The organism is Kitasatospora sp. NPDC089913 (assembly GCF_044748625.1).
Classification (GTDB): domain Bacteria; phylum Actinomycetota; class Actinomycetes; order Streptomycetales; family Streptomycetaceae; genus Kitasatospora.
The window spans coordinates 29,652-53,546 of sequence record NZ_JBIVGI010000011.1 but is presented as its reverse complement, the minus strand read 5'-3'; the positions used below and the strand labels follow the sequence as shown (position 1 = coordinate 53,546).

The following is a 23,895-nucleotide window of genomic DNA, read 5'->3' as shown; positions in this document are numbered from 1 at the left end:
GCTACGCGCGTAGCCCCGGACGGTGTTTCGGAGGCCGTCCGACCAGCCGTTATGGTGGTGACGGTCAGCAGCTCCCACGGGTTCCCCGGGGCCCGCGTCGCGGCGGGTTCTCCTGGAGTTCCTCCCCGCTCGACCTGCCGTTCGTAGTGGCCCCACCGCCGGTGGATGTACCAGCGGGCGGCGCCCGACCTACGGAGAATCGCGCAGTGGCCGCCGCCCCCGCTCAGCTCTTCCCGCCCCGCACGCCCGGACCGGCCCGTCTGGTGGTGCTGGTCTCCGGCTCCGGCACCAACCTCCAGGCGCTGATCGACGCCGTCGCCGACCCCGGGTTCGGGGCGGAGATCGTCGCGGTGGGCGCGGACCGGGACGGCATCGCCGGGCTGGAGCGCGCCGAGCGGGCCGGGCTGCCGGTCTTCGTGCACCGGGTGAAGGACCACGGGGACCGGGCCGACTGGGACCGCGCGCTGACCGCCTCCGTCGCCGGGTACGAGCCGGACCTGGTCGTCACGGCCGGGTTCATGAAGATCCTCGGCCCCGGCTTCGTCGAGGCCTTCGCCGGACGGATCGTCAACACCCACCCCGCGCTGCTGCCCTCCTTCCCCGGCGCCCACGGCGTCACCGATGCCCTGGCGTACGGGGTGAGGGTCACCGGTTGCACCGTCCACCTGGTCGACACCGGCGTCGACACCGGGCCGATCATCGCGCAGGGCGTCGTGGAGGTCCACGACGCCGACCACGCCGATGGCGGCGAGGCGCTGCACGAACGCATCAAGACTGTCGAGCGCAAGCTGCTCGTCGACGTCGTGGGCCGGCTGGCCCGCGAGGGTCACCGCATCGAGGACCGAAAGGTATGGATTCCGGCACATGAGTGAGCGGAGCGAACGAATCATCGAGAACGGTGCCTGGCGCGCAGCGCCCGCCGAGCGCAGCGAGGTGGGAGCATGAGCGCCGCTCCCACCACGCCCCCTGTCTCCGAGAACGTCCGGCCGATCCGCCGCGCGCTGATCAGCGTGTACGACAAGACCGGTCTGGAGGAGCTGGCCCAGGGCCTGCACGCCGCCGGGGTCGCCATCGTCTCCACCGGTTCGACCGCCGGCCGGATCGCCGCCGCGGGCGTCCCGGTGACCGAGGTCTCCGAGCTGACCGGCTTCCCGGAGTGCCTGGACGGGCGTGTGAAGACCCTGCACCCCCGCGTGCACGCCGGCGTCCTCGCCGACCTGCGGCTGGAGTCGCACCGCGCGCAGCTGGCCGAGCTGGGCGTCGAGCCCTTCGACCTGGTCGTGGTGAACCTCTACCCGTTCAAGGCGACCGTCGCCTCCGGCGCCACCCCGGACGAGTGCGTCGAGCAGATCGACATCGGCGGCCCGAGCATGGTCCGCGCCGCCGCCAAGAACCACCCCTCGGTGGCCGTGGTGGTCGACCCGGCCCGCTACCAGGACGTGCTGACGGCCGTCCGGGGCGGCGGCTTCGACCTGCTGACCCGCAAGCGGCTGGCCGCCCAGGCCTTCGCCCACACCGCCGCCTACGACGTCGCGGTGGCCAACTGGTTCGAGGAGTCCGGCTACACGGAGACCGAGGACGCCTTCCCGGCCTTCCTGGGCTCGGCCTTCGAGCGCCAGAACGTGCTGCGCTACGGCGAGAACCCGCACCAGGGCGCGGCGCTGTACACCGACGGCAGCGGCGGCCTGGCCGGCGCGCGGCAGCTGCACGGCAAGGAGATGTCGTACAACAACTACGTCGACACCGATGCCGCCCGCCGCGCCGCCTACGACCACGCCGAGCCGGCCGTCGCGATCATCAAGCACGCCAACCCGTGCGGCATCGGGACCGGCGCCGACGTCGCCGAGGCGCACCGCAAGGCGCACGAGTGCGACCCGGTGTCCGCGTACGGCGGCGTGATCGCGGTCAACCGCCCGGTCACGGTGGCGCTGGCCGAGCAGATCGCCCCGATCTTCACCGAGGTCGTGGTGGCCCCCGGCTTCGAGGACGGCGCCGTCGAGGTGCTGGCCCGCAAGAAGAACCTGCGGGTGCTGCTCGCCCCAGAGGCCCCGGCGAACCGCCAGGAGGTGCGCCCGGTCTCCGGCGGCGTGCTGCTCCAGGACGCCGACCGGGTGCACGCCGAGGGCGACGACCCGGCGACCTGGACCCTGGCCTCCGGCGAGGCGCTGTCCCCGGCCGAGCTGGCCGAGCTGGCGTTCGCCTGGCGCGCCTGCCGGGCCGTGAAGTCCAACGCGATCCTGCTGGCCAAGGACGGCGCCTCGGTGGGTGTCGGCATGGGCCAGGTCAACCGCGTCGACTCCTGCAAGCTCGCGGTGGAGCGGGCCGGCGAGCGGGCCAAGGGCTCGTACGCGGCCTCGGACGCCTTCTTCCCGTTCGCGGACGGCGCGGCGATCCTGATCGCGGCCGGCGTGCGGGCGATCGTCCAGCCCGGTGGCTCGATCCGGGACGAAGAGGTGGTCGCGGCCGCCGCCGAGGCCGGGGTGACCATGTACTTCACCGGCACCCGCCACTTCTTCCACTGACGCGTCCGCCGGCGCCGCGGCGCCGGCGGAACGGCACGGAACACGGCACACGGAACGGTCCGGAACACGGAGCGCCCCGGAGACACGGAACGGCCCGGCTCCCTCCACCGAGGGGGCCGGGCCGTTCCGCCGTGCGCGGTGCCGCGTTACTTCTTGATCACCAGGGTGCCGGCGGCACGGTCGTGCCAGCCCTGCAGCTTCCCGGAGTTGTCGAAGAACGGCGACAGGTAGACCAGCAGCGCGCCGATGTAGCAGAGGACCGCGCCGACGATCGGGATGATGAAGCGGATGAAGCCGCCGCCCAGGCCCGGGTTCTGGCCGGTGCTCTCCTTGACCACGCGCAGGCCCATGGCCATCTTGCCCAGGGTGGCGCCGGCGAACGAGACCAGCAGCCACTCGTAGAGCAGGTTGAACACGGCCAGCACGCCGATCATGATCATCATGGTGGCGACGATGCCGCTCGCGGCGTCGGTCTGCTGCTGGAGGCAGTCGTTGTAGGCCGAGCTGCCGTAGGTGTAACCCGTGCAGTCGTCGGTGTTCTTGACGATGCCGAGCGCGCCGGCCAGGCCGAGGGCCATGACCAGGGCGATGATCGCGCCGACGGCCAGACCGTCGATCAGACGGGCCAGGAAGCGCTGGCCCATGGTCGCCAGCTTGACGGTGCCGAGCTGGGCGATGTTGATGTAGCCGTTGTTCGCCTGGATGGTGCCCGGCATCGGCGCGTAGCCGTAGGCCTGCTGCTGCGGCACGGCGTAGCCCGGCTGCTGCGGGGGCTGCTGCGGGTAGCCGTAGCCGGCGGCCGGCGGAGCCTGCTGCGGGTAGCCGTAGCCGGGCTGCTGGGGCTGCTGGGGCTGGTTGTACGGGTTGTTGGGGTCGGGCGGGTAGCTCATCGATGCCTCCGGGCAGATGGGGACGAGTGGGGACGGGACAGCGGAGGCCCCGGAACGGGCCGGCTGGACGGGTAGCCGGTCGGACGGGACGTTAGCGGAGCACACCGACACCGGGGGCGTGGGCCGACCGGTGCGCGCGCCCGCTCAGGGCCGTGGGAAGCGTGCGAACGGGAGCCGGGACGGCCCGGTGGCGCGCGGCAACCCGCGTCGGCGGTCGGTCGTCGGCGCGGTGCGGTCTGGTCGGCTCACTTCGTTCTTCCCCCGAGTACGCCCCGCCGGGTCTGTCCGTCGGCCCGTCACCGGGCCGGATGCGGCGGGGAATGCCTGCTTATCGTCGACCGGACGGCAGTACCGTGTCCAGCCGCGTCCGCACCTCGGGCCGGACTGTGGCGCAACCGCAATAAGAGCCGAACGTTCCGCATCCGTCCGGCCCCCGCCCGGACCGCCCCCGCGGCCTCCACCCGTCCTCCACCCGTCCTCCATCCGTCCTCCGCCCGTTCCGCGCCCGTTCCCTGTCCGGCCCGCCTCCGGTACCTGCCCCGGCCCCCGCCCGCCCCCGGTCCGGCCCTCTCCCGGGCCCGCCCCGCGGCGCCCGTCCGCGGCCCGGGACCGGTGGCACGGACTCCCGCCCCGATCCGGGAGAATGGGGTCATGACTGCGCAGATTCTCGACGGCAAGGCGACCGCGGCCGCGATCAAGTCCGAACTCGCCACCCGCGTGGCGGCCCTCAAGGCCAAGGGCATCACGCCCGGCCTCGGCACCGTCCTGGTCGGCGACGACCCGGGCAGCCGCTGGTACGTCAACGGCAAGCACAAGGACTGCGCCGAGATCGGCATCGCCTCGATCCAGCGCGAGCTGCCCGCCACCGCCACCCAGGAGGACGTCGAGAACGTCGTCCGGGAGCTCAACGCGGACCCGACCTGCACCGGCTACATCGTCCAGCTGCCGCTGCCCAAGGGCCTCGACCCGAACCCGGTCCTGGAGCTGATGGACCCGGACAAGGACGCGGACGGCCTGCACCCGACCTCGCTCGGCCGGCTCGCCCTGGGCATCGAGGGCCCGCTGCCCTGCACCCCGCTCGGCATGGTCGAGCTGCTGCGCCGCCACGGCGTGGCGATCGACGGCGCCGAGGTGGTCGTGGTCGGCCGGGGCGTGACCGTCGGCCGCTCGATCGGCCTGCTGCTCACCCGCCGCAGCGAGAACGCCACCGTCACCCTCTGCCACACCGGCACCCGCGACCTGGCCCACCACCTGCGCCAGGCCGACATCATCGTCGCCGCCGCCGGTGTGCCGCACCTGGTCAAGCCGGAGGACGTCAAGCCCGGCGCGGCCGTGCTGGACGTCGGTGTCAGCCGCAGCGAGGGGAAGATCGTCGGCGACGTGCACCCCAACGTGGCCGAGGTGGCCGGCTGGATCTCCCCGAACCCCGGCGGCGTCGGCCCGATGACCCGCGCCATGCTGCTCAACAACATCGTGGTGGCGGCCGAGCGCCGCGCCGGCGTCTGACCACCGCGCCCGACCCGCCGGGCCCCGCCCGGCCCGGACCCATCCGATCGACGATCCCGAAGGACGGGAAGCCATGAGCGAACCGCGCCGGACCCGGCGCAGGCCGGTGAAGACCACCGGCACCCTGCCCCCCGAGGGCTCGGCGGCCGCGCTCGGGCGCGACCACGCGCTCCCGGTCCGGCAGTGGCCGATAACGGTGGTCCTGCTGGTGGTCGCCGCCGGTCTGGCGGTCACCTGGTTCGCCGACTTCCAGGACGGCTTCAAGTACGGGCTGCTGATCGTCGGCGGCGGTGTGCTGCTCGGCGCGCTGCTGCGGCTGGTGCTGCCGGAGGTCGGCATGCTGGCGGTGCGCAGCCGCTTCACCGATGTGATCGTGCTGACCTTCCTGGGCCTGTCGATCGTCCTGCTCACCCTGATGGCCCAGCCGAACCCGTGGCTGGAGCTTCCGCTGCTGGACAACATCGGCCAGCTGATCGGCCGCCCGCGCCGCTGACCGGCCGTCCGCACCGCTGACCGGGAGCCGCCCGACGGCCCCCCGCCCGACGCCCGGGCGGGGGGCCGTCATCGTCTGTGACGGATCAGTCACGACCGCGACCGCGGCGTACGCTTCCCTTTGCGATACCCTGACGCCGGTTCTCTCGATGTCGAGAGACCGTCCTCGGCTCCAGCGCGCCGACGTGCCTGGGGCACCTGGCGATTTGCTGGAGAAGGTAGAAATGACCCGCACCCCCGTCAATGTCACCATCACCGGAGCCGCCGGCCAGATCGGCTACGCGCTGCTCTTCCGCATCGCCTCGGGCCACCTGCTCGGCGCCGACGTCCCGGTGAACCTGCGCCTCCTGGAGATCCCGCAGGGCCTCAAGGCCGCCGAGGGCACCGCCATGGAGCTCGTGGACTGCGCCTTCCCGCTGCTGCGCGACATCACCATCACCGACAAGCCGGCCGAGGCCTTCGACGGCGCCAACGTCGCGCTGCTGGTCGGCGCCCGTCCGCGCACCGCCGGCATGGAGCGCGGCGACCTGCTGCAGGCCAACGGTGGCATCTTCGGCCCGCAGGGCAAGGCCATCAACGAGCACGCCGCGGACGACATCAAGGTCCTGGTGGTCGGCAACCCGGCCAACACCAACGCCCTGATCGCCCAGCGCAACGCCCCGGACGTCCCGGCCGAGCGCTTCACCGCGATGACCCGCCTGGACCACAACCGCGCCGTCGGCCAGCTCTCGCTGAAGACCGGCGCCCTGGTCTCCGACATCAAGCGCGTCACCATCTGGGGCAACCACTCCGCCACCCAGTACCCGGACATCTTCCAGGCCGAGATCGCCGGCAAGCCGGCCTTCGAGGCCGTCGGCAGCGACCAGGCCTGGCTGGAGAACGACTTCATCCCGACCGTCGCCAAGCGCGGCGCCGCCATCATCGACGCCCGCGGCGCCTCCTCGGCCGCCTCGGCCGCCAACGCCGCCATCGACCACGTGTACACCTGGGTCAACGGCACCGCCGAGGGCGACTGGACCTCGATGGGTGTCGTCTCCGACGGCTCCTACGGCGTCCCGGCCGGCCTGATCTCCTCCTTCCCGGTCACCACCAAGGACGGCGCCTTCGAGATCGTCCAGGGCCTGGAGATCTCCGACTTCTCGCGCGGCCGCATCGAGGCCTCGGTCCAGGAGCTGACCGAGGAGCGCGACGCGGTCCAGGAGCTCGGCCTCATCTGAGCCGGCCCCGACGCCTCCACGACGGCCCGTCGTCCCCGTTCCGCGGGGGCGGCGGGCCGTCGCCCTACACTGGCCCGCTGTGAACGAAACCATCGAGGACGCCGCGCTCGTCCTCGTCTTCATCGTCCTGGGCGGCCTGTTCAACGTCGCCGAGATCTCGCTGATCTCGCTGCGCGAGGGACAGATCCGGACGCTGGAGGCACGCGGCACCCGGCGGGCGGCCCGGGCCGCGCACCTCGCCGCCGACCCGAACCGCTTCCTGGCGGCCGTCCAGGTCGGCGTGACCTGCATGGGCTTCCTCTCCGCCGCGTTCGGGGCCGACACCCTGGCCGGCAAGGTGGCCCCGCTGTTCGTCCGGGCCGGGCTGTCCGAGGGCGTCGCCGACGCCACCGCCCTGGTCGGGCTGACCCTGGTGATCAGCTACGTCTCGCTGGTGCTCGGCGAGCTCACCCCGAAGCGGATCGGCCTCCAGCGGGCCGACTCCATCGCGCTGCTGGCCGCGCCGGTGGTCGACGTGATGTCGGTGGTGCTGCGCCCGGCGATCTGGCTGCTCGGCCGCTCCACCGACCTGATGGTCCGGCTGCTCGGCGGCGACCCGACCGCCGGCCGGGGCTCGATGAGCTCGGAGGAGCTCCGCGGCCTGGTCGCCGCCAACACCGAACTCGGGAACGACGAGCGGACGCTGATCGCCGACGTGTTCGCCGCGGGCGAGCGCCAGCTGCGCGAGGTGATGGTCCCGCGCACCGAGGTGACCTTCCTGGACGCCGAGCGCCCGCTCGCCGAGGTCCGCGCCCAGGCGGACTCCTCGCCGCACTCCCGCTACCCGGTGGTCGAGGGCAGCTACGACGCGGTGACCGGCTTCGTGCACGTCCGCGACCTGTACGGGGCGCGCGGCGAACGGGCCGCCAAGGTCCGCGACCTGGCCCGCCCGATCAAGCTGCTGCCCGGCACCAAGCGGGTGCTGGAGGCGATGGGGGAGATGCGCCGGGAGGGCCACCACCTGGCGATCGTGGTCGACGAGTACGGCGGCACCGCCGGCATCGTCACCCTGGAGGACCTGGTGGAGGAGGTGATCGGGGAGATCAGGGACGAGTACGACACCCCGGAGTCCTCCCCGACCCGGCGCCTGGCCGGCGGCGGAGTGGAGCTCGACGGCCTGCTCAACCTGGCCGACTTCGTCGAGGAGACCGGCGTCACCCTCCCCGAGGGCCCGTACGAGACGGTGGCCGGCTGCCTGGTCGCCGCGCTCGGCCGGCTGCCCGCCGACGGCGACCGGGTGCGGATCCCGGCCGGTCCCGGCGAGGAGGTGCTGCTGACGGTGGCCAAGCTGGAGGGCCGGCGGATCGCCCGGGTGAGGGTGAGTGCGGTCACACTGGCGGAACCGCCGGGGCAGGAGGTTTCCTGACCGGTCGGTGGAACTGGAACAATGGCCCGCATGGTCAACGCAGCGGTCACTGGTCCGGTCAAGGACCGTCCCCGGGTGCTCTCGGGCATCCAGCCCACCTCCGGTTCCTTCCACCTCGGCAACTACCTGGGCGCGGTCCGCCAGTGGGTCGATCTGCAGAAGGAGAACGACGCCTTCTACATGGTCGTCGACCTGCACGCGATCACCGTGCCGCAGGATCCGGCGACGCTGCGCCAGAACACCCGGATCTCCGCCGCGCAGCTGCTCGGCGCCGGTCTGGACCCGGAGCACTGCACCCTGTTCGTCCAGTCGCACGTGCCCGAGCACGCTCAGCTCGCCTGGGTGATGAACTGCCTCACCGGTTTCGGCGAGGCCTCCCGGATGACCCAGTTCAAGGACAAGTCCTCCCGGTACGGCGCCGACAGCACCACGGTCGGCCTGTTCACCTACCCGATCCTGCAGATCGCGGACATCCTGCTCTACCAGGCGGACGCCGTCCCGGTCGGCGAGGACCAGCGCCAGCACGTGGAGATCACCCGCGACCTCGCGGAGCGCTTCAACTCCCGCTACAGCCCGACCTTCACGGTCCCGAAGCCGTACATCCTCAAGGAGACGGCGAAGATCCAGGACCTCCAGGACCCGGCCGTCAAGATGAGCAAGTCCGCGTCCTCCCCCAAGGGCCTGGTCAGCCTGCTGGACGAGCCGAAGGCCAGCGCCAAGAAGTTCAGGAGCGCCGTCACCGACACCGGCACCGTCGTCAGCTACGACGAGCAGGAGAAGGCCGGCGTCTCCAACCTGCTGCGGATCCACTCGGCGCTCAGCGGGCAGTCGGTCGAGCAGCTGGTCGCGCACTTCGAGGGCAAGATGTACGGCGCCCTGAAGACCGAGCTGGCCGAGCTCTTCACCGAGTGGGTGCTGCCGTTCCAGGAGCGCACCAGGACCTTCCTGGACGACCCGGCCGAGCTGGACCGCGCGCTCGCGGTGGGTGCCGAGAAGGCCCGCGCGGTGGCGTCCGAGACGCTGGCCACGGTGTACGACCGGATCGGCTTCCTCCCGGCCTCCGCGCGGTGATTGCGCTGACGAGCCTGCCCGGTGGTCAGGAGCTCCCCGAGTTCCTGACCATCGGCGTGTCCGTCACTGTCCCGGATCCGCACGGCACGGCGATCCAGGACGCGCGGGCCGGTCACGGCGATCCGCTGGCCCGGTCGATACCCACGCACGTCACCCTGCTGCCGCCCACCGAGGTGCCGGTCGAGGAGCTGCCGAAGATCGAGGAGCACCTGGCGGCGGTGGCCGCCGCGCACCGGCCGTTCCGGATGGTGCTGCGCGGCGGCGGCAGCTTCCGCCCGGTCTCCCCGGTGGTCTTCGTCCGGGTGGAGGAGGGCGAGCGGGAGTGCCGGCTGCTGGAGGCCGACGTCCGCTCCGGTCCGCTGGCCCGTGAGCTGGCCTTCCCGTACCACCCGCACGTGACGGTGGCGCACGGCCTCGAGGAGGACGTGCTCGACCGGGCCCAGGAGCAGGCCCGGTCCTTCCACGCGGCCTTCCCGGTCCCGGGGTTCAGCCTCTCCCGCTTCGACGTCGACGAGGTCTGGCGGCCCTGGCGTTCCTACGCCTTCTCCTGACCCGCGGGCCGGCCGCCGAGCCGCAGCATCCGGTCGACCGCCCGGCGGGCCGCGTCGCCGTCGTCCAGCGCGCAGTGGGTGTCCCGGAAGCGCCGGTACCGCTCGGCGTACCCGGCCGGCAGCGCGCCGCCGTCGTCCGCGAGCGCGCGCAGCGCCGCGACCAGGCCGGCCGAGTCGTCGAGCAGCGGTCCCGGCGCCTGCGCCTCGAAGTCGAAGGCGAAGCCGCGCAGGCCGTCCCGGTAGTGCGCCAGGTCGTAGGTGAAGAACAGCATCGGCCGGCCGGTGACCGCGAAGTCGAACAGGATCGACGAGTAGTCCGTCACCAGGACGTCGGCGATCAGCAGCAGTTCCTGGACGTCCGGGTAGTCGGCGCAGTCGATCGCGAAGCCGTCCCCGGTGCCGGTCAGCGGCTCGCGGACGTGCGCGTGCGGCCGCAGCAGCAGCACGTGGTCCTCGCCGAGCGCCTGCCGGGCCCGGTCGAGGTCCAGCCGCAGGTCGAGCCGGAAGCCGTCCCCGTCCGGGCGAGGCCGGTCCTCCCGCCAGGTCGGCGCGTAGAGCACCACCCGCCGGCCCCCCGGGATCCCCAGCCGGCGCCGGACGGCGGCCGCCCGGCGCGGGTCGGGGCGGGCCAGCACGTCGTTGCGCGGGTAGCCGGACTCCAGGATCTCGCCCCGGTAGCGGAAGGCCCGGCGCAGGATCGGGGTGGCGAAGGGGCTGGGGGAGAGCAGCAGGCTCCAGTGCGGGGTCTCCCGGTCGAGGGCCGCGAGGTAGCCGTGGTCGGCGAGCCAGGGGTTCTCGACGTCGTGGGCGATCCGCTTGAGCAGGGCGCCGTGCCAGGTCTGCACGACGACCTGACCGGGGCGCCGGCGCAGGAAGTCCGGGAAGTGGGTGTTGCCGACGAGGTAGCGGCTGGTGGCCAGCGCCCGGTACCACTCGGGGCTCCAGACCCGGACGGCGCGGACCCCGGGCGGCAGCTCGGCCTGGGCGTCGTCGACCACCCACAGGTGTTCCAGCGGCGTGCCCCGGCGGGCGAGTTCGGCGTGCACGGCGCGCGGTGAGTCGGCGTAGCCGCGGCCGCCGAAGACGTCGTAGAGCACGGCCTCGCGCAGCGGTTCGCGGCAGGCGGCCGGGTAGCCGGCGGTGCGCTGGCGGGCCTGGGTCCAGGCACTGCGTTCGGCGGCGGTGAGCACGGGGGTGGAGTCCAGCAGCAGGGTGTCGTGCCAGCGGCGCTCCAGCAGGATCCGCTTGCCGCCGGCCTCGGTGGCGGCGGGCAGCGCGGCCAGGACGGCGGGCGAGGCGGTCAGCGGGCGGGCCGGTCCCGGCCGGCCGACGGGCTCCAGGGTGGCCTCCCACAGGCCCTTGCGCAGCGGCAGCGCGGTGCCGTCGGAACCGGTGCGGGTGGCGGGCAGCCGGATCGTGAACCGTCGGCCCGGGCCGGTCCTGACGGGGTGACGGACCTCGCCGCCGGTGCCGTTGTGCCGCAGGACGAGCTCCAGCGGGCCGTCGGCGGGGCAGTGGCCGGTGAGTTCGAAGCCGCCGGCCCGGGTGGTGAGCCGCTCGACCCAGCCGGCGGCGGGCCGGACGCAGAGCTGGAGCCGGCCGTCGGCCAGGTGCTTGAGGTGCAGGGCCCGGTCCTCGGCCCCGGGCAGCGGGTGCTGGCCGGCGACCGGCCCGCCGCGCTCGTCCAGGACGAGCGGCTCGGCGGTGCCGTCGGGGTGGACCAACGCGGCGTCCCAGTGCTCCAGTTCGCCGGTGCCGCGCCCGTCGGCGGTGAACGGCGCGTACGGCAGGCGGACGCCGCGGGTCCGTCCGGTGCCGGTGGCGGGCCGGATCAGGACGGTGCCGCTCTCGCGGTGGCGCAGCCGGAACGCGGTGCGGTCCGGGAGCGGTCCGGTGGTGGTGAGGTGCAGGTCGATCCCGTCGGGGCCGGGGACGGCCCGGGTGAGGCGGGCGGCGGGGCGTTCCAGCCGGACGGCGAGCCGGCCCCCGGCGAAGTACGGCTGGAGCCGCACGTCGTGGTCGACCCAGCGGGCGGGCGGGTACTCGCCGGAGCCGCACCAGTGCGGGGCGAGGCCGCCGTACTGGCGGCGCAGCCGGGTGGGCCGGGCGAGGGTGAACAGGGTGGCCTCGACGGTCCGGTCGCCGAGCAGCCAGCCGTCGGCGGTGCGCAGCCGGCGCGGCTCGAGCAGGGCGGTGAAGCCGGCCCAGTCGTGGTTGTGCTCGGGCTGGGCGCTGTCGTCGGTGATCTCGGGCAGCCGGCGGGGCCTGGTGGGGAGGTGGAGGGGTGTGCCGTCGTCGCCGGGGCGCAGCGTCAGCCAGGTCCAGGCCGAGCCGGGGCGGGCGGTGGACCGGTCGTCGGGGCGGGCGAAGCCGGTGAGCTCCAGTCCGCGGGAGGTCCAGCGGGCGCGCAGCAGTCCGAAGGCGGCGTGCTCCTCCTCGTCCGGCAGCGGGGTGCCGAAGCGCGGGTCGCCGAACCGGGGGGCGGCGTGCGGGAGGACGAACCGGGTGAGGACAGCCATGGCCACGGACCTTTCTCGGCGAGAATTTCCATCTCACCGGGAAAAGTATCCGGGGTCAATTTGAGAATTGACTGAGAATTAGCTGACGAGTTCGTTCGGGAAACTGCAGTTCGAAATCCGGGAAATCGGGGGCCGGGAAATGCGAGAGGCGCCCGACGCGGAATGCGCGTCGGGCGCCCCTCACCGGGCGGGAATTCCCGGTCAGGCCTCGCGGCTCAGCATGGCGTCCACCGCCCGGGCGGCGGCGTGGCCGTCGTCCAGGTCGCAGTACTTGTCGCGGAACGCCGCGTACTTGTCGGCGTACTCGGCGGTGACCTCGTCCACCCGGCCGAGCGCCGCCACCAGTTCCTCGGACGTGGCCAGCAGCGGGCCGGGCGCGTCCGCCTCGAAGTCCAGCGAGAAGCCGCGCAGGTTGTCGCGGTAGTGCGCCAGGTCGTAGGTGAAGAACAGGATCGGCTTGCCGGTCACGGCGAAGTCGAAGGTCAGGGCCGTGTAGTCGGTGACCAGCACATCGGCGGCCAGCAGCAGTTCGCCCATGTCCGGGTAGCTGCTGACGTCCCAGACGTAGCCGTTGCCGGCGCTCGGGATCTGCTCGCGGACGCTGGCGTGCCGGCGGACCAGCAGCACCTGGTCGTCGCCGAGCGCGGCCTGCGCCGCCTCCAGGTCCAGCTGGAGGTGCAGCTGGTAGCCGCCGTAGTGGCGGCGCCGGTCCTCGCGCCAGGTCGGCGCGTACAGCACGACCTTCTTGCCCTCGGGCAGGCCGAGCCGCTCGCGCACCCGCTCGGCGGTCTTCTCCTTGTCGGCGGCGAAGAACACGTCGTTGCGCGGCAGGCCGCTCTCGAGGATCTCGCCCTTGAAGTCGAAGGCACGGCGCAGCACCGGGGCGGCCCAGGTGCTGCCGGCCAGCAGCAGGCTCCAGTTCGGGACCTCCTTGGCGAGGCCCTTCAGGTAGTGCGAGTCGGTGAACCAGACCTTCTCGAAGTCGTGGCCGATCTGCTTCAGCGGCGAGCCGTGCCAGGTCTGCAGCACGATCTGGCCGGGCCGGCGGACGAAGAAGTCCGGCAGGTGCGCGCTGGTGACGATGTACTTCGCGGTGGCCAGGGTCTCGAACCACTCCGGGCTCCAGAGCCGCACCGAGCCCGCCGACTGCGGCAGGTCCGCCTGCAGGTCGTCGGTGCCCCACAGGTGCTGCAGCGGCAGGTCGCGGCGCACCAGTTCCTCGTGGATCGCCCGCGGCGAGTCCGCGTAGAGGCCGCCGAGGGCGACGTTGTAGAGCACCGTGTCGCGCAGCGGCAGCCGGCGGGCGGCCGGGTAGTCGGCCGTCCGCAGCTTGCGCTGGCGCCAGCCGCTGCGCTCCTCCGGAAGCAGTATGTTCTCGGACTCCAGCTGCAGGCCGTCGTGGTGGCGCCGCTCCAGCACGATCCGCTTGCCGCGGGCCTCCACCTCCAGCGGCAGCGCGTTCCAGCACTCGGGCGCGATCAGCGCGTACGAGGCCATGTCCGGGTGGAAGGTGGCACCGACCGGACGGAACGAGACGTTCCAGCCGCCCTGGGCCAGCGGCACGTTGCCCGCGAAGGACGCGGTCGGCACGGCCGGCAGCGCGGTCCGGAACCGGCCGTCCGCGATCTCCACCGGGTAGACGTGCTGCTCCTCGCCCCAGTGGTGGCGCACGACCAGCTCCCAGCGGTGGGTGCCGGGCAGCGGGAAGGTGCCGCTGAGCAGGAAGCCGTCCGCGCCGCGCGCGGTCACCTCGTGCACGACCGGCTGCAGCAGCTGGTCCAGGAACTGCAGGTAGCCGCCGGGGGAGGGCTTGGAGTAGAGGGCGCGCCGCTCCTCGGGTGCGGCGTCGGCGTTCAGCACCAGGTTGAGCTGCTCCGGCGCGTTCCGGTCGTCCCAGACGAGCGGGGCGGTGGTGCCGTCGGCCAGCTCAAGGGTGGTGTCCCAGCGGTCGCGGGCGCGCTCCACCGCGATCGGGTCCAGCTCGGCCCAGGACTCCCGGACCTCGGTCAGCTCGGCGATCGGCACGGCGGCGTGGAACTGCTGGAGGCTGCCGACCGAGGAGCCGGTGGTCACCGGGAAGGTCAGCTCGCGCTCGGACTCCACGTGGGTCATCCGCAGCCGGGCGCCGGCCAGCCGGACGCCGGAACGGGCGGCGCCGGACACCTCGACCGTGCCGCCGTTCGCGGCCAGCCCGGTCACCCGCGCCTTGACGTTCTCCACCCGCAGGTAGACGCTGCCGTCGCGGACGAACGGGACGATCCGCACGTCCGGCTCGACCCAGTGCGAGGGCTGGTAGAGCGCGGTGTCCGACCAGCCGGCCCAGACCCGGCCCTTGTAGACGCCGCCCTTGCCCGCGCCGGCGACCAGGACGCGCCAGTTGCCGTCCTTCCACTGGCCGCGGTGCTTGAGCTTCTCCGGGTCGAGCGCGACGGTGAAGCCGGCCCAGTCGCAGTTGTAGAGGTCGTGGTGGTTGGTGGCGGTGGCCTCGGGGCTGTACTGGGTCTTCATCGGCACGGCGATGACCCGGCGGCCCTTGGCCTCGCGCAGCACCAGGGTGCGCACCATGTCGTGCTTGTTGGCCGCGCCCAGCTGCTCCGGGTACGCGTGGCCGGTCAGCCGCAGCCGGCCGGCCTCCCAGCGGGCGTCGTAGAGCCGGCTGCGGATGACGGTGGAGTTGCGCAGGCTGAGCAGGCCGGGCGGCACGCTCTTGCGGCCGCCGCGCAGGAACGGGTAGTCGGCGTAGGGGCGCAGCAGGCCCTTGGCGACGACACCGCCGTTGCTCTCGCCCTCGTACTTGATCTGCTCGACGAACTCGTCGATCCGGCCCTGCAGGGTCAGGTGGTACTTCAGCCGCAGCGGCGCGCGCAGCTTCTTGACCTGCTCGGGGCCGATCGCCCGCAGCAGCCGGCTGACGCTGGTGATGTACGCGTCCCGGTACTCCTTGTCGCCGTCCACGACGGACCAGAAGAACATCGGGATCTCTTCGACGAGGGTGTTCTCGTCGTAGGTCCTGAGGTACTCGGCGAAGCGCGGCTCGGTCTGCTTCCGCAGCCAGGCGCGGACCAGCTCGACCGAGGCGACCCGGTCGACCAGGCCCTTGGGGTTGGTGCGCATCTGGGTGATCGACATCTCGCCGACCTCGCGCTCGCGCCAGTGGTAGATCGGCTCGGAGAGCACGTCCACGCTCTTGGCGAGGTAGTGGTGCGGCACGCTGACCGGGGCGTCCTCGTACAGGATGCCCTCGGGGTAGATGATCCCGGCCGCGTCGAAGAAGGAGCGGCGGTACACCTTGTTCCACGCGGTGCGGTCGGTGACCAGCGAGGGGATCTCGGTGATGTGCGTCTTGAGCACGGTCTTGGCGAACGGGCGGCTGTGGCCGCCGGACTGGTAGTAGCCGATCGCGCGGAAGCGCAGCACGTTGCCGGTGGCGAAGTCCGAGCCGGTCTCGTCCAGCGTGTTGATCATCAGCTCGTACGCACTGGGCGGCATCGAGTCGTCGCTGTCGACGAAGCACAGGAACTCGGCGTCCGGGTCGATGTGCCGGATACCCGTGTTGCGGGCCGCGCCGAGGCCCTTGTTGACCTGGCGGACCAGCCGGAACCGGGAGTCCTTGGCGGCGTACGCCTCGGCGAGGGCGGCGCTGTCGTCCTTCGAACCGTCGTCGACCATGACGCACTCGAAGTCCGTGAAGGTCTGGGCGGCGATCGAGTCGAGGCATTCCACGAGGTAGCGCTCGACGTTGTAGATCGGGACGACGATGGAGAGGCGGGGAGCCATCGGCTACGCAGGCCTTTCTCGGGAAGGAGCGTGGCAGCCCCCTCGGGGTCTGACCGCACTTTGATTCGGTGCGTACGTGCGCGTCGATCCTACCCCCGGCCCATGGCCCCGCCGGGGGCCGTCCGAGGCCCCCGCGCAGGCCCATTACGCTGGAGCCATGCCCCGCTTCAGTGTGATCGTCCCGGTCTACCGGGTCGAGGACTACCTCGCCGAGTGCCTCGCCTCGGTGCTCGGCCAGGACGGTCCGGACATCGAGCTGATCGCGGTGGACGACCGCTCCCCGGACGGCTGCGGCGCGCTGCTCGACACGGCCGCCGCCGAGGACCCGCGGGTGCGGGTGCTCCACCTGCCGGAGAACGTCGGCCTCGGCCGGGCCCGCAACGCCGGCCTCACCGTCGCCACCGGCGACTACGTGCTCTTCCTCGACAGCGACGACACCCTGACCCCCGGTCTGCTGAAGGCCGTCGACGACCGGCTGCGGGCCGTCGGCGACCCGGACGTCCTGGTCTACGACTACGCCCGCACCTACGCGGACGGCCGGACCGTCCGGGCCGCCTCCGCCAAGGTCTTCGGCGCCCCCTCCCGGGAGGTGTTCGACCTCGCCGAGCGCCCCGAGCTGCTCGAACTGCTCCAGGTGGTCTGGAACAAGGCCTACCGCCGCGACTTCGTCACCGCCCAGGGCCTGACCTTCCCGGCCGGGTACTACGAGGACACCCCCTGGACCTACCCGGCGCTGCTCGCCGCCCGCGGCATCACCCTGCTCGACCGGGTCGGCGTCCACTACCGGCAGCGCCAGGAGGGCGGCAACATCCTGGCCACCGCCGGCCGCAAGCACTTCGACGTCTTCGGCCAGTACGACCTGGTCTTCGCGTTCCTCGACGGCCGCCCCGAGCTCGACCGCTGGCGTCCGGTGGTCTACGGCCGGATGCTGCACCACCTCAACACCGTGGTCTCCCGGCCCGGCCGGATCCCGCCCGGTGACCGCCGGGAGTTCTTCCGCCGGGCCGCCGAGCACTGCGCCCGGCTGCGCCCGGCCGGCTACCGGGCGCCGCTCGGGGTGTCCGGACTGCGCACCGAACTGCTCGGCCACGGCCGGTACACCGCCTACCAGGCGGTCCGCGCGCTGGCCCGGGCCCGCCGCGCCGTCCGCCGCTGACCGCGGGCCTGACGGCCGGTCCGGCCGTCGGCCTGGCCGCCGGCCTCACGGCGGGCCTGACGGCCGTTCGGGGGACAGGCCGGTATAACCGGGAGGTGGACTTCCTCACCCGCCTCCCGGTGATCGGCCCGATCGTGACGCGGGTGCTGCGCAGCCGCCCCTACCGCGCCTACGAGCACTTCACCGCGCTGCGCGGCAACCGACTGGCCGGCGCGGTCACCTTCTTCGGCTTCCTCGCGCTCTTCCCGCTGCTGACGGTCGCGCTGGCGATCGCCGTCGCGACCCTCAGCGACAGCCGGGTCGACGACATCCAGAAGCACATCTCCGACCAGCTGCCGGGCATCTCGGACGCCCTCAACCTGCCCTCGCTGGTGGCCAACGCGGGTGCGGTCGGACTCGTCAGCGGCATCCTGCTGGTGCTCTCCGGCCTCGGCTGGGTGGACACCATGCGGACCTCGATCCGGGACATCTGGCAGCTGCCCGACGAGGAGGGCAACCCGCTGCTGCGCAAGGGCTGGGACTTCCTGGTCCTCGGCGGCCTCGGCCTGGTCTCGCTGGTCTCGCTCGGCGCCTCGGCCGCCGGGACGACGCTGGCCGGCCGGATCGCCGACCAGCTCGGCCTGGGCTCGGGCGGGTACCTGCTCACCGCGGCCGGGCTGCTGATCGCCGTCGGCTGCGACATGCTGCTCTTCGCCTACCTGCTGGCGCCGTTCCCGAGGATCACGCACCAGCACCGGCGGGACGTCCTGAAGGCCGCGCTGATCGGCGCGATCGGCTTCGAGCTGCTGAAGATCCTGCTCTCGTCGTACCTCGGCTCGGTCGCCGGGAAGAGCCTCTACGGTGCCTTCGGCGTGCCGGTGGCGCTGCTGCTGTGGATCAACTTCGTCTGCCGGCTGCTGATGTACTGCGTGGCCTGGACGGCGACCGCCGATCCGGCCGCGGCCCGGGAGCGGGCCCGCGAGCGCGCCGCCGCGCTGGTCGCGGCCGCGGACGAGGCGGAGGCCGGTCCGGAGGCGGGCGGTCCGGAGGCGGGCGCTCCGGAGGCGGGGGCGGAGGCGGGCGGCCCGGAGCGGGCGGCCGCCGAGGCGGACCGTCCCCGGCCCCGGCACCCCCGGGACGGGGAGGGCTGAGACCGGACCGGTGCGCCCCGGCGGCCCGGGCTCAGCGGGCGGCCGCGCGCCGCCGGTTCAGCAGCAGTACGGCACCCGCGCCGCCCGCCGTCAGGACCACCCCGGTGACGACCCAGCCGACCGGCCCGAGGCCGTCCCCGGCGGAGTCCGCCGCCCGGGCGACCGCCGGGGCGGACCGGTCGGTCGCGGTCGCGGCCGGCGAGGGGTGCGGCGGCGGGGCGGGAACCCCGGCGGCACCGCCAGCCTGGCCGGTCGGCGTCGTCGCGGCGCTCTCGCCCTCCTCCACCAGCTTCCCGACCGGGGCCACCTTGCCGGCCGCGGCGAAGCCCCAGTCCAGCAGCGCGGCCGTCTCGTCGTACACCTTCTGGTAGGTGGTCGGGTGCATCACCGTCACCAGCAGGGTGCGGCCGTCCCGTTCGGCGGCGCCGACGAAGGTGGAGCCCGCGTTGGTGGTGAAACCGTTCTTCACCCCGATCAGGCCCGGGTACTTGCCCAGCAGCCGGTCGGTGTTGGCGATCCCGAAGCTGCCGCGCTGCCCGGTGTTCCGGTCCACCGCGCCCGGGAACATCGCGTCGCGGGTCGCGCAGTAGCTCCGGAAGTCCGGGTTGCGCAGCCCCGCCCGGGCGAACAGCGTCAGGTCGTAGGCCGAGGACACCTGGCCCTCCGAGTCGTAGCCGTCCGGCGAGACCACCCGGGTGTCCCGGGCCTGCAGCGCCTCCGCCCGCGCCTGCATCTCGGCCACGGTCTGCTGCACACCGCCGTTCATGTGCGCGAGGACGTGCACCGCGTCGTTCCCCGAGCTCAGGAACACCCCGCGCCAGAGGTCCTCGACCCGGTAGTCCAGGTCCTCCTTGATGCCGACCAGGCTGCTCCCCGCGCCGATCCCCTGGATCTCGTTGTCCGTGACCCGGTGCACCGCGTTGCGGTCGAACTTCGGCAGCACGGTGTCCGCGAAGAGGATCTTCAGCGTGGAGGCCGGGGCGAGCCGCAGATGCGGGTTGCTGGCCGCCAGCACCTCTCCCGACCCGGCGTCGGCAACTATCCAGGACTGCCCGGTGAGGTCCCCCGGCAGCGCCGGTGCGCCCGCCAGCGGATCCACCTGGACCCCCGGGAGCCCCAGCCGGTCACCCCCGACCGAGGCCGGCGGCGGCGACCCGGGCGGTGCCGCGACGGCCACCGGGGCGGCCAACAGGAGCGGAAGGGCCGCGGCGGGCGCGGCGATCAGACGTGCGAGCTTCGAGCTAGTGGGCACCAGCAGACGGTACCCACTCGGGACCCCCGCCGTCCGCCTCTCCGCCCCGGTCCGCCGCAGGAGGGGGCCACCGTACGCCGAACGGACGCCCACGCATACTGGGGAAGCACACCGCCTTCACCTCCCCGCCCCACCGAGGACCGCCCCATGAAGCTCAGCCGCCGCACCTCCTGGTTCCTGACCGCCTTCGGCGTCTGGTCCCTGTTCATCTGGACCACCTTCGTCAAGAACCTCTGGAAGGACTCCGGCGGCCAGGCCTTCACCGGCGGCGACCACTCCCAGCCCACCGCCTTCTTCTGGGTCCACCTCCTCCTCGCCGTCACCTCCCTCGCCCTCGGCCTCGCCATCGGCACCATCGGCCTCCGCGGCCTCCGCGCCACCCGCCGCGAACCGGCCACCGACTGACCGCCATATCCCGTTGCCCGGGTGACGGAAGCCCTGGCAGGATCCCACCGCTCGAGCACGATCGATCAATCGTTCGTGCTTCCACGAAGAGGGTGGGGTACTCCATGAAGCCTGCGCATCGCCGACGACTCGGTGCCGCCGTCACCGTCGTACTGACGGCGGGCCTGTTCGCCGCACCGGCCGCCGTCGCCGGGACGGACGTGACCGCTCCCCTGGTCGCCGTCTCCTCCACCGACTTCCCGGCCTCGGGCTCCGGTTCCACCGCGGCCAAGTACGCGGGCGAGACCGGCACCTTCCTGCTCACCGGTACCGACCCCGCCCCCGCGGGCGGCACACCCTCCGGCGTCGCCTGCTTCCGCTACGCCCTGAACACCGACCTCGGGGTGTCCGCCGGCTGCGGCGACGGCGCGCTCGGGGCCGGCCCCGACGGCACCGCCACCCTCGCCCTGCGGGTCCCGCGGTGGGGCACCAACACGCTCACCGTCCAGGCCGTCGACAACGCGGGCAACACGAGCGGGCCGACGGTCTACACCTTCAACGCCCCCTGGGACCCGCGCCCCCGGCCGAGCGCCCCGGGCGACGTGGACGGCGACGCCGTCCCGGACATCCTGGTCCCGGACGCCGCCGGCAACCTGCAGATCATCAGCGGCCGGGCGAACGACACCACCCCGACCTCCGTGATCCCGGCCGGCCGGGCCCCGGGGACCGAGGACTGGCGCCAGTACCGGGTGCTGCACCGGGGCTGGACGATGGCCCCGGCCGACGACCTGATCGTCCGGGAGAACGGCACGGACGTCGTCTACAACCTGCAGAACCAGTACGGCACCGGGGACTTCTCCGGCTCGGGTTCGACGATGGTCTCCTGGCCGGACTGCGTCGACGTCTTCGACTGCCCGCCGGACTACGGCACCGACTGGAAGGACGCCCAGCAGCAGGTGCTGCTCGGCGCGGTGAACGGCGCCGACCAGGCCCGTCCGGCGATGCTCACGCTGCAGAACGGTGACCTCTGGATCGCGGACGCCGGGGCGAACGCGTACTGGTTCGACGCCCGGCGGCTGACCACCGGCGGCCTGTGGACCGGCTACGACCTGATCGCCCCCGGCCCCGACGCCGCCGGCAACCTCGCCCTGTGGGCGCGCGAGCGGGCCAACGGCGCGCTGCACGTGTACGCGCTCCCCAGGCAGGCCGACGGCACCGTCGACTTCTCCGCCCTGGCCGACCCGACGGCGGGCGTCGCCGCCACCGGCTTCACCGTCGACGCCTACCCCACCCTCGACAGCCAGGGTGACCTCGACGGGGACGGCACCGCGGACCTGTGGGCCGTCACCGCCGACCGGCACCTGCTCACCTACCGGGGCCTCACCGACCCGAAGGACCTCGGCCTCCTGCACTGAGGTGCGCGAAGGCCCCCGTCCGGAGCGGACGGGGGCCTTCGGCGTGGGGCCCGGGATCAGAAGCGGCGGGTGACCAGGGCGCGCTTCACTTCCTGGATCGCCTTGGTGACCTCGATGCCGCGGGGGCAGGCCTCGGAGCAGTTGAAGGTGGTCCGGCAGCGCCAGACGCCCTCACGGTCGTTGAGGATCTCCAGCCGCTGCTCCGCACCCTCGTCGCGCGAGTCGAAGATGAAGCGGTGGGCGTTGACGATCGCGGCCGGGCCGAAGTACTGGCCGTCGTTCCAGAACACCGGGCAGGACGACGTGCACGCGGCGCACAGGATGCACTTGGTGGTGTCGTCGAAGCGCTCGCGGTCCTCGGCGGACTGCAGGCGCTCGCGGGTCGGCTCGTTCCCCTTGGTGATGAGGAACGGCATGACGTCCTTGTACGCCTGGAAGAACGGGTCCATGTCCACGATCAGGTCCTTGAGGACCGTCAGGCCCTTGATGGCCTCGATCGTGATCGGCTTCTCCGGGTTGACGTCCTTGATCAGGGTCTTGCACGCCAGCCGGTTGCGGCCGTTGATCCGCATGGCGTCGGAGCCGCAGATGCCGTGGGCACAGGAACGGCGGTAGGTGAGGGTGCCGTCCTGCTCCCACTTGATCTTGTTGAGCGCGTCCAGGACGCGCTCCTTCGGGTCCAGCTCCAGCTGGTAGTCGACCCACACCGGGTCCGGGTGCTCCTCCGGGTTGAACCGGCGGATCCGGACGGTGACGGTGATCAGCTCGGTACCGCCGGCCTCGGCCGCGTCCAGAGCGGCCGAGTGCTTCTCCACGGTCGGAGTGCTCATCAGTACTTACGCTCCATCGGCTGGTAGCGGGTCGTGACGACCGGCTTGTAGTCGAGGCGGATGGAGGTGCTGCCGTCGGCGGCGACCTCCTGGTACGCCATGGTGTGCTGCATGAACTTCACGTCGTCACGGGTCGGGAAGTCCTCGCGGTAGTGACCGCCGCGCGACTCCTCGCGGGCGAGCGCCGAGACCGCCAGGACCTCGGCCAGGTCGAGCAGGTTGCCCAGCTCGATGGCCTCCAGCAGGTCCGTGTTGTAGCGGAAGCCCTTGTCCTGGATCGCGACGTTCTTGTAGCGCTCCTTCAGCGCGGCGATGTCCTCGACCGCCTGCTTCAGGGTGGCGCCGGTGCGGTACACCATCGCGTTGGCGTCCATGGACTCCTGCAGCTCCTTGCGGATCTGCGCCACGGACTCGGTGCCGGTGGACTCGCGCAGCGAGTCGACCAGGTTCTGGACCAGCTGCTCCGGGTTCTCCGGCAGCGGCACGAACTCGTTGGTGTCGGCGAAGGCCGCGGCGGCGAGGCCGGCGCGACGGCCGAAGACGTTGATGTCCAGCAGCGAGTTGGTGCCCAGGCGGTTGGCGCCGTGCACGGACACGCAGGCGACCTCGCCGGCCGCGTACAGGCCCGGGACGACGTCGGTGTTGTTGCGCAGCACCTCACCCTCGACGTTGGTCGGGATGCCGCCCATGGCGTAGTGCGCGGTGGGCTGGATCGGGATCGGGTCCGTGTAGGGCTCGATGCCGAGGTAGGTGCGGGCGAACTCGGTGATGTCCGGGAGCTTGGCGTCCAGCTGCTCCGGCGGCAGGTGGGTCAGGTCCAGGTAGACGTGGTCGCCGTCCGGACCGCAGCCGCGGCCCTCGCGGATCTCGGTGTAGATCGCGCGGGAGCAGACGTCACGGGACGCGAGGTCCTTCATGACGGGGGCGTAGCGCTCCATGAAGCGCTCGCCGTCCTTGTTGCGCAGGATGCCGCCCTCGCCGCGGGCGCCCTCGGTGAGCAGGATGCCCATCCGCCAGATGCCCGTCGGGTGGAACTGGAAGAACTCCATGTCCTCCAGCGGCAGGCCGCGGCGGTAGGCCACCGCCTGGCCGTCACCGGTGAGGGTGTGGGCGTTCGAGGAGACCTTGAACATCTTGCCGGTGCCGCCGGAGGCGAACACGACGGCCTTGGCCTGGAAGACGTGGATCTCGCCGGTGGCCAGCTCGTAGGCGACGACGCCGGCCGTGCGGCCCTCGTTGATCAGCAGGTCCAGGACGTAGAACTCGTTGAAGAACTCGACGCCGTGCTTGACGCAGTTCTGGAACAGCGTCTGGAGGATCATGTGACCGGTGCGGTCGGCCGCGTAGCAGGAACGGCGGACCGGGGCCTCGCCGTGGTTGCGGGAGTGGCCGCCGAAGCGGCGCTGGTCGATCCGGCCCTGCTCGGTGCGGGAGAAGGGCAGACCCATCTTCTCCAGGTCGAGGACCGCGTCGATGGCCTCCTTGCACATGATCTCGGCGGCGTCCTGGTCGACCAGGTAGTCACCACCCTTGACCGTGTCGAAGGTGTGCCACTCCCAGTTGTCCTCCTCGACGTTGGCCAGGGCGGCGCACATGCCGCCCTGGGCCGCGCCGGTGTGGGACCGGGTCGGGTAGAGCTTGGTCAGGACCGCGGTGCGGCTGCGCTGCGTCGACTCGATGGCGGCGCGCATCCCGGCGCCGCCGGCGCCGACGATGACGGTGTCGTACTGGTGAATCTGCATGGGGGGTTAACTCGCCTCTGGCCTCTGCCGATGTCC

Annotated in this window: 18 protein-coding genes; 12 read left to right on the top strand and 6 right to left on the bottom strand. The window is 72.6% G+C overall.

Features of this window, described 5'->3' with window-relative positions; genetic code table 11:
- Nucleotides 1-206: 206 nt before the first annotated feature.
- Together purN and purH are read left to right on the top strand one after the other, a co-directional pair.
- Nucleotides 207-872: a phosphoribosylglycinamide formyltransferase gene (gene purN / locus ACIPYS_RS18590; RefSeq protein WP_093861766.1), complete on the top strand. Its 666-nt coding sequence runs from the start codon at nt 207-209 to the stop codon at nt 870-872.
- A gap of 69 nt (nt 873-941) precedes the next feature.
- Nucleotides 942-2,522 (top strand): bifunctional phosphoribosylaminoimidazolecarboxamide formyltransferase/IMP cyclohydrolase, encoded by a 1,581-nt coding sequence (gene purH / locus ACIPYS_RS18585; RefSeq protein ID WP_093861767.1) that lies wholly within the window; start codon nt 942-944, stop codon nt 2,520-2,522.
- A 146-nt stretch (nt 2,523-2,668) separates the two neighbouring features.
- On the opposite strand, the gene ACIPYS_RS18580 is transcribed toward purH, so the two are convergent.
- Nucleotides 2,669-3,412 (bottom strand): RDD family protein, encoded by a 744-nt coding sequence (locus tag ACIPYS_RS18580; RefSeq protein WP_093861768.1) that lies wholly within the window; start codon nt 3,410-3,412, stop codon nt 2,669-2,671.
- Nucleotides 3,413-4,063: 651 nt separating this feature from the next.
- Between ACIPYS_RS18580 and ACIPYS_RS18575 the strand changes: the two genes are divergently transcribed.
- The 6 genes from ACIPYS_RS18575 to ACIPYS_RS18550 all read left to right on the top strand — a co-directional run bounded on the left by ACIPYS_RS18575 (nt 4,064) and on the right by ACIPYS_RS18550 (nt 9,654).
- Nucleotides 4,064-4,918 carry a bifunctional methylenetetrahydrofolate dehydrogenase/methenyltetrahydrofolate cyclohydrolase gene (locus ACIPYS_RS18575; RefSeq protein WP_093861769.1) on the top strand — a complete coding sequence of 285 codons (855 nt, stop codon included), beginning with the start codon at nt 4,064-4,066 and terminating at the stop codon, nt 4,916-4,918.
- A gap of 73 nt (nt 4,919-4,991) precedes the next feature.
- Entirely contained in the window at nt 4,992-5,411 is a 420-nt protein-coding gene (locus tag ACIPYS_RS18570) for a DUF3017 domain-containing protein (protein WP_037779666.1), read from the top strand.
- A gap of 223 nt (nt 5,412-5,634) precedes the next feature.
- Nucleotides 5,635-6,627, top strand: a complete 993-nt coding sequence (locus ACIPYS_RS18565; RefSeq protein ID WP_093861770.1) for a malate dehydrogenase — start codon at nt 5,635-5,637, stop codon at nt 6,625-6,627.
- 79 nt (nt 6,628-6,706) lie between these two features.
- Nucleotides 6,707-8,032: a hemolysin family protein gene (locus ACIPYS_RS18560; protein WP_093861771.1), complete on the top strand. Its 1,326-nt coding sequence runs from the start codon at nt 6,707-6,709 to the stop codon at nt 8,030-8,032.
- 30 nt (nt 8,033-8,062) lie between these two features.
- Nucleotides 8,063-9,103, top strand: coding sequence for a tryptophan--tRNA ligase (gene trpS, locus ACIPYS_RS18555; protein ID WP_093865077.1), 1,041 nt, complete (start codon nt 8,063-8,065; stop codon nt 9,101-9,103).
- Nucleotides 9,100-9,654 (top strand): 2'-5' RNA ligase family protein, encoded by a 555-nt coding sequence (locus ACIPYS_RS18550; protein ID WP_231977749.1) that lies wholly within the window; start codon nt 9,100-9,102, stop codon nt 9,652-9,654. The genes trpS and ACIPYS_RS18550 overlap by 4 nt, the downstream gene beginning before the upstream one ends.
- Here ACIPYS_RS18550 and ACIPYS_RS18545 read toward each other — a convergent pair.
- Entirely contained in the window at nt 9,639-12,173 is a 2,535-nt protein-coding gene (locus ACIPYS_RS18545; RefSeq protein ID WP_400747324.1) for a CDP-glycerol glycerophosphotransferase family protein, read from the bottom strand. The two genes, ACIPYS_RS18550 and ACIPYS_RS18545, sit on opposite strands and share 16 nt — an antisense overlap.
- Before the next feature lie 201 nt (nt 12,174-12,374).
- Nucleotides 12,375-15,950: a bifunctional glycosyltransferase family 2 protein/CDP-glycerol:glycerophosphate glycerophosphotransferase gene (locus ACIPYS_RS18540; RefSeq protein WP_093861773.1), complete on the bottom strand. Its 3,576-nt coding sequence runs from the start codon at nt 15,948-15,950 to the stop codon at nt 12,375-12,377.
- Between the two features lie 157 nt (nt 15,951-16,107).
- On the opposite strand from ACIPYS_RS18540, the gene ACIPYS_RS18535 reads away from it, so the two are divergent.
- Both ACIPYS_RS18535 and ACIPYS_RS18530 read left to right on the top strand, forming a co-directional pair.
- Nucleotides 16,108-17,106 carry a glycosyltransferase family 2 protein gene (locus tag ACIPYS_RS18535; RefSeq protein ID WP_400747322.1) on the top strand — a complete coding sequence of 333 codons (999 nt, stop codon included), beginning with the start codon at nt 16,108-16,110 and terminating at the stop codon, nt 17,104-17,106.
- A gap of 95 nt (nt 17,107-17,201) precedes the next feature.
- Nucleotides 17,202-18,236 carry a YihY/virulence factor BrkB family protein gene (locus tag ACIPYS_RS18530; protein WP_400747320.1) on the top strand — a complete coding sequence of 345 codons (1,035 nt, stop codon included), beginning with the start codon at nt 17,202-17,204 and terminating at the stop codon, nt 18,234-18,236.
- Nucleotides 18,237-18,267: 31 nt separating this feature from the next.
- On the opposite strand, the gene ACIPYS_RS18525 is transcribed toward ACIPYS_RS18530, so the two are convergent.
- Nucleotides 18,268-19,488 (bottom strand): D-alanyl-D-alanine carboxypeptidase family protein, encoded by a 1,221-nt coding sequence (locus ACIPYS_RS18525; RefSeq protein WP_400747318.1) that lies wholly within the window; start codon nt 19,486-19,488, stop codon nt 18,268-18,270.
- 147 nt (nt 19,489-19,635) lie between these two features.
- Here ACIPYS_RS18525 and ACIPYS_RS18520 point away from each other — a divergent pair, with 147 nt between their 5' ends.
- Together ACIPYS_RS18520 and ACIPYS_RS18515 are read left to right on the top strand one after the other, a co-directional pair.
- Complete coding sequence (locus ACIPYS_RS18520) at nt 19,636-19,893, top strand: SCO4848 family membrane protein (protein ID WP_400747316.1); 258 nt, start codon at nt 19,636-19,638, stop codon at nt 19,891-19,893.
- Nucleotides 19,894-19,997: 104 nt separating this feature from the next.
- A complete protein-coding gene (locus ACIPYS_RS18515) occupies nt 19,998-21,287 on the top strand; it encodes a hypothetical protein (RefSeq protein ID WP_400747314.1) in 1,290 nt (429 codons plus the stop codon).
- A 56-nt stretch (nt 21,288-21,343) separates the two neighbouring features.
- Here ACIPYS_RS18515 and ACIPYS_RS18510 read toward each other — a convergent pair whose 3' ends face one another.
- Nucleotides 21,344-22,117 carry a succinate dehydrogenase iron-sulfur subunit gene (locus tag ACIPYS_RS18510; RefSeq protein ID WP_400747312.1) on the bottom strand — a complete coding sequence of 258 codons (774 nt, stop codon included), beginning with the start codon at nt 22,115-22,117 and terminating at the stop codon, nt 21,344-21,346.
- A complete protein-coding gene (gene sdhA, locus ACIPYS_RS18505) occupies nt 22,117-23,859 on the bottom strand; it encodes a succinate dehydrogenase flavoprotein subunit (RefSeq protein ID WP_093861778.1) in 1,743 nt (580 codons plus the stop codon). The genes ACIPYS_RS18510 and sdhA overlap by 1 nt, the downstream gene beginning before the upstream one ends.
- Between the last annotated feature and the right edge of the window lie 36 nt (nt 23,860-23,895).